This is a genomic window from Pseudomonas sp. RGM2987 (genome assembly GCF_022952855.1).
Lineage (GTDB): Bacteria > Pseudomonadota > Gammaproteobacteria > Pseudomonadales > Pseudomonadaceae > Aquipseudomonas.
In genome coordinates this window covers 1-8,699 of record NZ_JALJDX010000087.1, presented here as the reverse complement: position 1 = coordinate 8,699, position 8,699 = coordinate 1, and the positions used below count along the sequence as shown (strand labels likewise).

Below are 8,699 nucleotides of genomic sequence, written 5' to 3'. Positions count from 1 at the left end.
CGAAGGCGTCGTGTCAGGCAACATTAATGTTTGCTGACCCTGCGCCTTCGCGAGCAAGCCCGCTCCCACAGGGGGATGGCGGTGTTGGAGGGTCAGCGAGCAGGCCTCATCGCATTGACGAACAACACATTGTTCTCCAGATGAATGTGCTGCATCAGGTCGTCACGGAACTCCACCAGCCCGCGGTACAGGGCGCGCCAGGTGTTGCAGGCGTCGGCGGGTGGGGTGATCTGGTCGGTCAGGGCGAGCAGGGTCTCCAGGGCTTCACCATGCTGGTCGTGTTCGTAGCGCAAGACCTGGATCGGCGCCGTGGCGCGTTCGCCCAGGCCGTGTTGCAGCATCGGGAACAGTACCTGTTCTTCCTTGAGCATGTGGCCTTCGAGTTCCTGGTACATGTCCTCCAGGTGATCGGCCAGGCCATTGGGGCAACTGGCCCGTGCGCCATGCACCTGCTCGACGCGGCGGGCCAGGCGGATCAACTCCGGCAGCTGCTCGCGGTGGCGGGCGTGGTAGCGTTCCAGGATGTGGCTGATCAGCAGCGCCTGGGGCTCGTCGCGCCAGTCATGGCCCAGCTCGCCGGCGGCTTGCAGGGTGCTGAGGGCATCGGCGATCAGCAGTGGGTTGAGGCCCTTGCCGAGGGCTGCTTCGCGCAGGGATTTTTGTCCGCCGCAACAGAAGTCGAGGTTGTAATGATGGAAGGTACGGGTCGCACCGGGGATGTCGCAGGCCAGTTGGCCGAGGCTTTGGTCCAGCAGGTCGAGGCTCATCGTGTTTCCTTGGGTTGAATCCCGGGAGGGACAGACGCCTGGACGTTGCAGCCGTCGTGCCATTTGCAAGCTGTTGATTATTAGCCATTAATTTTTCGCAGGGTGATTGTCACCCTGGCACGAACGGGTCAAACGTACCCTGGAGGGTAACCACTACCATGCTGCGTGAAAGCCTGGCCGCCGACCTGATTGTCGAGCTGCCCAACGCCGTGCGTTTGCAGCGCCTGGTGCAGACCCTGCGCGAATACTTCAACAGTGGTGCCGTGGGCCTGTTGCGCCTGGACGACGACAGCCTGCGCCCCGTGGCGACCGTCGGGCTGGTCCACGAGGCCCTGGGCCGGCGCTTCGTGATTGCCCAGCATCCGCGTCTGGCGGCGATCATGGCGTCCCGCGAACCGACCTGGTTCGAGCCCGACAGCCGCTTGCCGGATCCTTACGACGGCTTGCTCGATCACCACGTCGGTGAACCATTGCCGGTGCACGACTGCATGGGCGTGAGCCTGTACGTGGAAGGCCGGCTCTGGGGCGCTATCACCCTGGACGCCTTGCACGCCGGGACCTTCGACAGCCGCGCCCGCGAAGAGCTCAAGCGCTGCACCTTGCAGATCGAGGCGGCGGTGCGCGTGACCCGGCTGGAGCAGGAGAACCGTAGCCTGCGAGCCTCCCGCAGTGATACGCCAGACCTGCGCCTGCCAACCGAGGAGGACGAGATCCTCGGGCGCAGCGAGGGCCTGCAACAATTGCTCAACGAGTTGGATGTACTGGCCGACTCCGAGTTGCCGGTGCTGTTGCTCGGTGAAACCGGCGTGGGCAAGGAACTGTTCGCCCGGCGCTTGCATCGGTTGTCGCGGCGCGGCCGCAAGCCGTTGGTCCAGGTCAACTGCGCGGCGTTGCCGGAGTCCTTGGCCGAAAGCGAGTTGTTCGGTCATGTCAAAGGCGCGTTTTCCGGTGCGACCACCGACCGAGCCGGGCGTTTCGACGCGGCCAATGGCGGCACGCTGTTTCTCGATGAGGTGGGCGAGCTGCCCTTGAGCGTGCAGGCCAAGTTGCTGCGCACCTTGCAGAACGGCGAGATCCAGCGCCTGGGCGCAGACAAACCGCTGCACGTCGATGTGCGCATCATCGCCGCCACCAACCGGCACCTGCCCGACAGCATCCGCGACGGGCTGTTCCGGGCCGACCTGTATCACCGGCTCTCGGTCTACCCAGTGCCGATCCCGCCGCTGCGTGAACGCGGCCACGATGTGCTGATGCTGGCCGGGCACTTCCTCGAACTGAACCGCGCACGCCTGGGCTTGCGCGGCCTGCGCCTGGCACCGGCCGCCGAACAGGCGCTGCTGGACTACAACTGGCCGGGCAACGTGCGCGAGCTGGAGCATGTCATCAGCCGGGCGGCGTTGAAGCAACTGAGTCGCGGCGCCAGTCGCAGCGTGATCATGACCCTGGAACCGCAGGTGCTGGATCTGGATGTCACTGTCGGTGCATCCCCGGCGCACGCCGCGCCCGAGTCGTCCATGGAAACCGTTGACGAGACAGTCCTGCCCTTGAGCGAAACGGTCGACGAGTGCCAGCGCCAGGCGATCTTCAAGGCCCTGCGACGCTGCGCACAGAACTGGGCGGGGGCGGCGCGGTTGCTGGAGGTGGATCCGAGCAACCTGCATAAACTGGCGCGGCGGTTGGGGCTTAAGTAACGGGTGTTTTTTGTGCCAGGTGGGGCGGCTTCTTTAGCGAGTCAGGGAGATTGGGTTGCCGCCTTCGCGAGCAAGCCCGCTCCCACAGGGACTGAGTCAGGCGATAGATTCGAGTCCGACCGCAGATCCAATGTGGGAGCGGGCTTGCTCGCGAAGAGGCCGGCAAAGCCAACCAACAACCCCACATTGACAACGATCAAGGCCAGCCCCCACCACAAAACCCACACTGGGCCGAACCCCATGTGGAGATCACAGCCATGCCCTTGTCCCTGGCCAACATGCGTCGCCAGTACACCCTCGACGGCCTCACTGAAGCCCAGGCCCCTGACAATCCGCTAACCCTGTTCGAACGCTGGATGCAACAGGCCCGCGACAGCGAAAGCCCGCCGATAGAGGCCAACAGCATGCACCTGGCGACCGTGGACGCCGCAGGAAGGCCGCATTGCCGGGTGCTGTTGCTCAAGGGCTTCGACCAGGACGGCTTCGTGTTCTTCGGCAATTACGACAGCGCTAAGGGGCTGGACCTGGCGGCCAACCCCTGGGCGGCCATGACGTTTTTCTGGCCGGGGCTGGAACGCCAGGTGCGCATCGAAGGACCGGTCCACAGGCTTGATCGCGCATTGTCGGATGCCTATTTCGAGTCCCGTCCATTGGCCAGTCGCTTGGGTGCCTGGGCGTCGCCGCAGAGTCGCGCGCTAACGGATCGGGCGGCGCTCGAAGCCTTGCTGGTGCAAGCGCGGCAGCGGTTTGCCGAGCAACCGGTGCCGCGCCCCGAGCACTGGGGTGGCTACTGTCTGCGGCCTGAGCGCCTGGAGTTCTGGCAGGGCCGTGCCGACCGGCTGCACGACCGTCTCGACTATCGGCTGCATGACGCAGCGTGGCAGCGCAGCCGCCTGGCGCCCTGAGCACGACGGAGGTACCTCGAAGGAGGAATAGGCCCGGCACGGATTGCGGTTCAGGCTGGGCCATCTTTTCTGACAGGACGGCTGATCATGGCCCATCTGACGCAACGCCTCTTCCAACCCCTGAACATTGCGGTACTGACCATCAGCGACACCCGCAGCTTCGACACCGATACCTCCGGCCAGACCCTCGCTGATCTGCTGCAAATGACTGGGCATGTGCTGATCGACCGAGCCCTGGTGAAAGACGATATCTACCAGATCCGCGCCCAGGTTTCCCAGTGGATTGCCGACCCCGCCGTGCAGGTGGTGCTGATGACCGGCGGCACCGGTTTTACCCCACGGGATAACACCCCCCAGGCGGTACTGCCGCTGCTGGACAAGCAGGTGGATGGCTTTGGCGAGCTGTTCCGCCAGGTGTCGCTGACAGAAATCGGCATGTCCACCCTGCAATCGCGGGCGTTGGCCGGGATGAGTAATGGCGTGCTGGTGTGTTGCCTGCCGGGCTCGCCGGGTGCCTGCCGGACCGGTTGGGAGAAGATTCTCGTCGGGCAGTTGGACAGTCGCACCGGCCCGTGCAATTTCACGCCGCATCTCAAGCCTCAGGACGGGGTAGCACCGCTGGCCTGCGAGCCGCGCTCGTGAGCGGGCGGGTGTGCGACAGCGGCGCGCTGATACCGGTGGACGACGCCATCCGGCATCTGCTGGACCAGGCACCACCGCCCCCGGGCATGCAGCAGATCAACCTGGACCAGGCGTCGGCTCGGGTGTTGAGCCAGGACATTTTCTGCCCGATGAACCTGCCGGCCTGGGACAACAGCGCCATGGACGGATATGCCCTGCGGGCCGTCGATCTGCCGGCGGCGGGTGGATCCCTGGCAGTGGTCCGGCGGATCGCCGCTGGCGACGGCCCTGGCGAGCCGCTGGGCGAAGGGCAGGCGGTGCGGATCTTCACCGGCGCGCCGTTGCCGCCGGGAGCCGACACGGTGGTGCCACAGGAGAGCTGCCGGGCCGAGGGTGAGCGAGTCTGGTTGCCAGCGGTCAATCGCGGCGATCACGTGCGCAAGGAGGGCGAAGAACTGCGCCGAGGTGAGCGCTTGCTCCGGGCCGGCACGCGCTTGCGTGCCCAGGAACTCGGTTTGCTGGCCGGTGCGGGGATCGGCCGGGTCGAGGTCTATCGTTCGTTGCGAGTGGGCCTGCTCAGCAGCGGCGATGAACTGCGCGAACCGGGCGAGCCGCTGGCTCCGGGGCAGATCTACAACAGCAATCGCCACAGTGTCGCTGCGTTGTTGCGCGGCTGGGGTTTCGACGTACACGACTTCGGGGTCATGCCCGACCAGTTGCTCGCCAGCCGGCAAGCCCTGAGCCTGGCAGCCGCTGAGTGCGACGTGCTGCTGACTTCCGGCGGTGTCTCGGTGGGAGAAGAAGATCACCTCAAGCAAGCCATCGAGGGCCTGGGCAGCATCGACCTCTGGCGCCTGGCGATCCAGCCCGGCAAGCCGCTGGCGTTCGGCGACGTGGAAGGCAAGCCGTGGATCGGGCTGCCGGGTAATCCTTCGGCGGCGTTGATCACCGCGCTGATCGTGGTGCGTCCGTTCCTGTTTCGCGCCCAAGGCATGGGCGACGTGTTGCCAGTGCCGTTGCAGGTGCCGGCCGGGTTCGACTGGCTGCAACGCAACAAGCGCCGGCAATACCTGCGCGCCCGGTTGAGCCCGGATACCAACGGCCATTTGTGCGTGGAGCTGCATCCCCAGCAAAGCTCGGCGATGTTGACCGCCGCGTGCTGGGCCGATGGGCTGGCGCTGGTGGAGCGTGAGACCCAGGTGCACAAGCACGACCGGGTCATGTACTTGCCGTTCGCCGCCCTGATGCACTGAACGCAATTGATTGCCGTCAAGGTCGCCCACCGAGGGCTGGCTAGACTGGCGGTGCTTGTGTTTTCTCCTGAGGATGCCCCATGCAACTGGTTTGCCCGGCAGGGAATCTGCCTGCTCTCAAAGCGGCGGTGCGCCAAGGCGCGGATGCCGTCTATGTCGGCTTTCGCGATGACACCAATGCCCGGCATTTCGCCGGGCTGAACATGGATGACAAACAGTTCGACGCGGCGGTCGCGCACATTCGCCAGCACCAACGCAAGCTATACGTGGCGGTCAACACCTACCCGCAACCCAAGGGCTGGGAGCGCTGGCAACGGGCGGTGGATCGCGCTGCGGATTTCGGCGTCGACGCACTGATTGCCGCCGACCCCGGCGTGCTCGGCTACGCCAGCCAGCGTCATCCACGGCTGGCGCTGCACCTGTCGGTCCAAGGCTCGGCAACCCACGCCGCGGCCCTGGGTTTTTACGCCCAGCGCTATGACATCCGCCGTGCGGTGCTGCCAAGGGTGCTGTCGCTGGCTCAGGTGCGGCAGGTGGCGGCAGCCAGCCCGGTGCCGATCGAGGTCTTCGGTTTCGGCAGCCTGTGCATCATGGCCGAAGGGCGCTGCCACTTGTCTTCCTACATCACCGGCGAATCGCCGAACCTCTGCGGGGTCTGCTCGCCGGCCAAGGCGGTGCGCTGGAGCGAAGATGCCCAAGGCTTGAGCGCGCGCCTGAGCGAGGTGCTGATCGACCGCTACACGCCCGAAGAGCCGGCCGGTTATCCGACCCTGTGCAAGGGGCGGTTCCTGGTGGGCGGCAAGCGTTTCCATGCATTGGAAGAACCCACCAGCCTCGACACCCTGGACCTATTGCCGGAGCTGGTCGCCATCGGCGTCGAAGCGGTGAAGATCGAAGGCCGCCAGCGCAGCCCGGCCTATGTCGAGCAAGTGACCCGGGTCTGGCGCGCCGCACTGGACGCCCACCAGGCCGCCCCACAGCGGTTCCGGGTGCGGGAAGAATGGCGCCAGGCGCTGGCCGGACTGTCAGAAGGCAGCCAGACCACCCTGGGTGCCTACCATCGATCATGGCAATGAGGGAGACCCGATGAAACTCAGCCTGGGACCGGTCCTGTTTTACTGGGACAAGACGCAACTGGGGAACTTCTATGCCGAGATGTCGGCATTGCCGCTGGACGTGATTTACCTGGGGGAGACTGTGTGTTCCAAACGCCGGGCGCTCTCGCTGGACCAATGGCTGGGCCTGGGGCGCGAGCTGCAAGGCTGCAGCCAGGCGCAGATCGTGTTGTCGAGCCTGACATTGATCGAAGCCGCTTCGGAGCTGTCGACCCTGCGCCGGCTGTGTGACAACGGCCAGTTGCTGGTGGAAGCCAACGACATGGGCGCGGTGCAGTTCCTCGCCGAGCGCAAGTTGCCGTTCGTGGGCGGGCCGGCGCTGAACCTGTACAACGGCCATGCCCTCGGGCAGTTGCTCGACAGCGGCATGATGCGCTGGGTGCCGCCAGTGGAATGCTCCGCCGCGCTGATCGCCGACGTGCTGGAACAGGTGCGCGAACTGGATCGCGAGGTGCCCGAGGTGGAGATCTTTGCCTATGGGCATCTGCCCCTGGCGTACTCGGCGCGGTGCTTTACCGCCCGAGCCGAAAACCGGCCCAAGGACGACTGCCAGTTCTGCTGCATCAATTACCCCGATGGCTTGGCCTTGAGCAGTCAGGAAGGTCAGCAATTGTTCACCCTCAACGGCATCCAGACGATGTCGGGGGAGATCACCAACCTGCTGGCTGATTACAACGCCTTGATGGCTTGCGGCGCTGATCTGTTGCGCCTGAGTCCACGGGGCCAGGGCATGGCCGGGGTGGTGACGGCGTTCGATAAGGTCCGTCAGGGCGAGGCGCCGCCGCTGTATGTCGAGGGTTGCAACGGTTACTGGCACGGTCATGCCGGCATGCTCAAGGTAGAGGAGGCGGGCCTGTGCTGACTCCGAAGAAGTGGCTGCTCAAAGGGGCTGACCGTTTGCTGCCGCTGGTGGGCAAGGTGCCGTTCGTGGTGCAGCGCCTGGCCTTGCAACAGGCCCTTAACCGCTGCCTGGCCGAGCCGCTGCGCGATGGCGGGTTCGATGTGCTGCGTGGGCGCTGGTTGTGCCTGCGGGTGCTCGATTTGAAGTTGTGCTGGTACCTGACCCTGGCCCGCGACGGCTTGCGCATTGCCGAGCGCGCCGAGGCCCAGGTCACCATCAGCGGCAATTGGCGTGAATTCCTGCTGTTGGCCAGCCGCCAGGAGGATCCGGACACACTGTTTTTCCGGCGGCGACTGGTCATCGAGGGGGATACCGAACTGGGGCTGGCACTGAAGAACCTGATCGACAGCCTCGATCCCGAGGTCTTGCCGCCGTGGCTCTGGCGCAACCTGGAGCGGGCCGGCAAGGGCCTGGCGACGGTGTGATGGAGTCGCAGAACGGGTCTCCCGTTCGGGTTGACTGTGGCGAGGGAGCTTGCTCCCGCGGGGCTGCGAAGCAGCCCCTTGGGTCTGTCACTGCGGTCGATCAGGTATAGGGGGGTTGGCTCCCGGGGGCTGCTGCGCAGCCCAGCGGGAGCAAGCTCCCTCGCCACAGGGGGATGCGGTTTACTGTTGGTAATCCACCAACTGGTCCTCGGCCAGAATCCGGATATTGCGCCGCTCCATGGCAATCAACCCGCCGTCCACCAGTCGATGCAGGATCCGCGAGAAGGTCTCCGGCTGGATCCCCAGCTTGGAGGCCACCAGGCGCTTGGACACTTGCAGCACGACCTGCCCATCCCGAGGGTCGCGCTCCTGGAGCAAGAAGTTGATGACCCGTCGGCTGGCGCTGGCCAGGGTCAGGTTGTCGATGTCCTTGAGACGCTGGTGCAGATGGATACTCATGCTCGCCAGGATCGCCAGGCAGACCTTGGGCTGGTCTTCCAGGGCCCTGCGGTAGTGCGTGCCCTCGATGCTCACCAATACGCTGTCCTTGATCGCCGCCGCACTTACCGGATAGCAACGGGCCTGGCTGAACAGCAGCGCCTCGGCGAACGTCTGGCCGGGCTGGATGATCTCCACCAGGTTTTCCTGGCCTTCGCCGGTGACCCGGAACAGCTTGATCTGGCCACTGACCAGCAAGAAGAAACGCTTGGCCGGATCGCCCTGGTGCATGAGGGTGCTGTTGCAGTCCAGGCGCTTGAGCACGGCCAGGTTGCAGACGTCTTCAAAGACCCGCTCCGGCAACTGGCTGAACAGGTGATGGCGACGCAACAGTAAAACGATGGAAGGGTGGGTCAGCATGGCGTACCTCCGCGTGCCGTCATGGTAGGGCCCTGGGCGCCACTGGCCTATGCCTCGGCAGGCTTACCTCGGAAGAGGGATGGGCGTCTGTTAAACGCCAAACCCCTGTGGGAGCGGGCTTGCTCGCGAAGGCGGTGTGTCAGTCGACATCAACTCTGCTGAC

General features: G+C 65.2%; 9 protein-coding genes. 7 read left to right on the top strand and 2 right to left on the bottom strand.

Annotation, left to right across the window (positions count from 1 at the left end):
* Positions 1–92 precede the first annotated feature (92 nt).
* Positions 93–767 carry an iron-sulfur cluster repair protein YtfE gene (ytfE, locus tag RGM2987_RS01365; RefSeq protein WP_245138324.1) on the bottom strand — a complete coding sequence of 225 codons (675 nt, stop codon included), beginning with the start codon at positions 765–767 and terminating at the stop codon, positions 93–95.
* Positions 768–925: 158 nt separating this feature from the next.
* Here ytfE and norR point away from each other — a divergent pair, with 158 nt between their 5' ends.
* From norR to RGM2987_RS01330, 7 genes are all read left to right on the top strand, one after another.
* The gene (norR, locus tag RGM2987_RS01360) at positions 926–2,458 is read left to right on the top strand and encodes a nitric oxide reductase transcriptional regulator NorR (protein ID WP_245138323.1); all 1,533 of its coding nucleotides are present in this window, start codon (positions 926–928) and stop codon (positions 2,456–2,458) included.
* 257 nt (positions 2,459–2,715) lie between these two features.
* Positions 2,716–3,363 carry a pyridoxamine 5'-phosphate oxidase gene (pdxH, locus tag RGM2987_RS01355; protein ID WP_245138322.1) on the top strand — a complete coding sequence of 216 codons (648 nt, stop codon included), beginning with the start codon at positions 2,716–2,718 and terminating at the stop codon, positions 3,361–3,363.
* 87 nt (positions 3,364–3,450) lie between these two features.
* Positions 3,451–4,005, top strand: a complete 555-nt coding sequence (moaB, locus tag RGM2987_RS01350; protein WP_245138321.1) for a molybdenum cofactor biosynthesis protein B — start codon at positions 3,451–3,453, stop codon at positions 4,003–4,005.
* Positions 4,002–5,237, top strand: a complete 1,236-nt coding sequence (gene glp, locus RGM2987_RS01345) for a gephyrin-like molybdotransferase Glp (RefSeq protein WP_245138320.1) — start codon at positions 4,002–4,004, stop codon at positions 5,235–5,237. Before moaB ends, glp begins: the two co-directional genes overlap by 4 nt.
* An 80-nt stretch (positions 5,238–5,317) precedes the next feature.
* Positions 5,318–6,313: a peptidase U32 family protein gene (locus tag RGM2987_RS01340; RefSeq protein WP_245138319.1), complete on the top strand. Its 996-nt coding sequence runs from the start codon at positions 5,318–5,320 to the stop codon at positions 6,311–6,313.
* 10 nt (positions 6,314–6,323) lie between these two features.
* Positions 6,324–7,214: a U32 family peptidase gene (locus RGM2987_RS01335; RefSeq protein WP_245138318.1), complete on the top strand. Its 891-nt coding sequence runs from the start codon at positions 6,324–6,326 to the stop codon at positions 7,212–7,214.
* Positions 7,208–7,678 (top strand): SCP2 sterol-binding domain-containing protein, encoded by a 471-nt coding sequence (locus RGM2987_RS01330; RefSeq protein WP_245138317.1) that lies wholly within the window; start codon positions 7,208–7,210, stop codon positions 7,676–7,678. The genes RGM2987_RS01335 and RGM2987_RS01330 overlap by 7 nt, the downstream gene beginning before the upstream one ends.
* Positions 7,679–7,858: 180 nt before the next feature.
* Here the strand turns inward: RGM2987_RS01330 and RGM2987_RS01325 are convergent, their stop codons facing one another.
* On the bottom strand, positions 7,859–8,536 hold the full coding sequence (locus RGM2987_RS01325) for a Crp/Fnr family transcriptional regulator (protein WP_245138316.1): 678 nt from the start codon (positions 8,534–8,536) through the stop codon (positions 7,859–7,861).
* Positions 8,537–8,699: the final 163 nt, after the last annotated feature.

Excerpts from the sequence above, each read along its gene's own strand:
- pdxH (WP_245138322.1), top strand. The coding sequence starts at position 2,716 with ATGCCCTTGTCCCTGGCCAACATGCGTCGCCAGTACACCCTCGACGGC.
- norR (WP_245138323.1), top strand. The coding sequence starts at position 926 with ATGCTGCGTGAAAGCCTGGCCGCCGACCTGATTGTCGAGCTGCCCAAC.
- RGM2987_RS01335 (WP_245138318.1), top strand. The coding sequence starts at position 6,324 with ATGAAACTCAGCCTGGGACCGGTCCTGTTTTACTGGGACAAGACGCAA.
- ytfE (WP_245138324.1), bottom strand. The coding sequence starts at position 767 with ATGAGCCTCGACCTGCTGGACCAAAGCCTCGGCCAACTGGCCTGCGAC.
- moaB (WP_245138321.1), top strand. The coding sequence starts at position 3,451 with ATGGCCCATCTGACGCAACGCCTCTTCCAACCCCTGAACATTGCGGTA.
- RGM2987_RS01340 (WP_245138319.1), top strand. The coding sequence starts at position 5,318 with ATGCAACTGGTTTGCCCGGCAGGGAATCTGCCTGCTCTCAAAGCGGCG.
- RGM2987_RS01325 (WP_245138316.1), bottom strand. The coding sequence starts at position 8,536 with ATGCTGACCCACCCTTCCATCGTTTTACTGTTGCGTCGCCATCACCTG.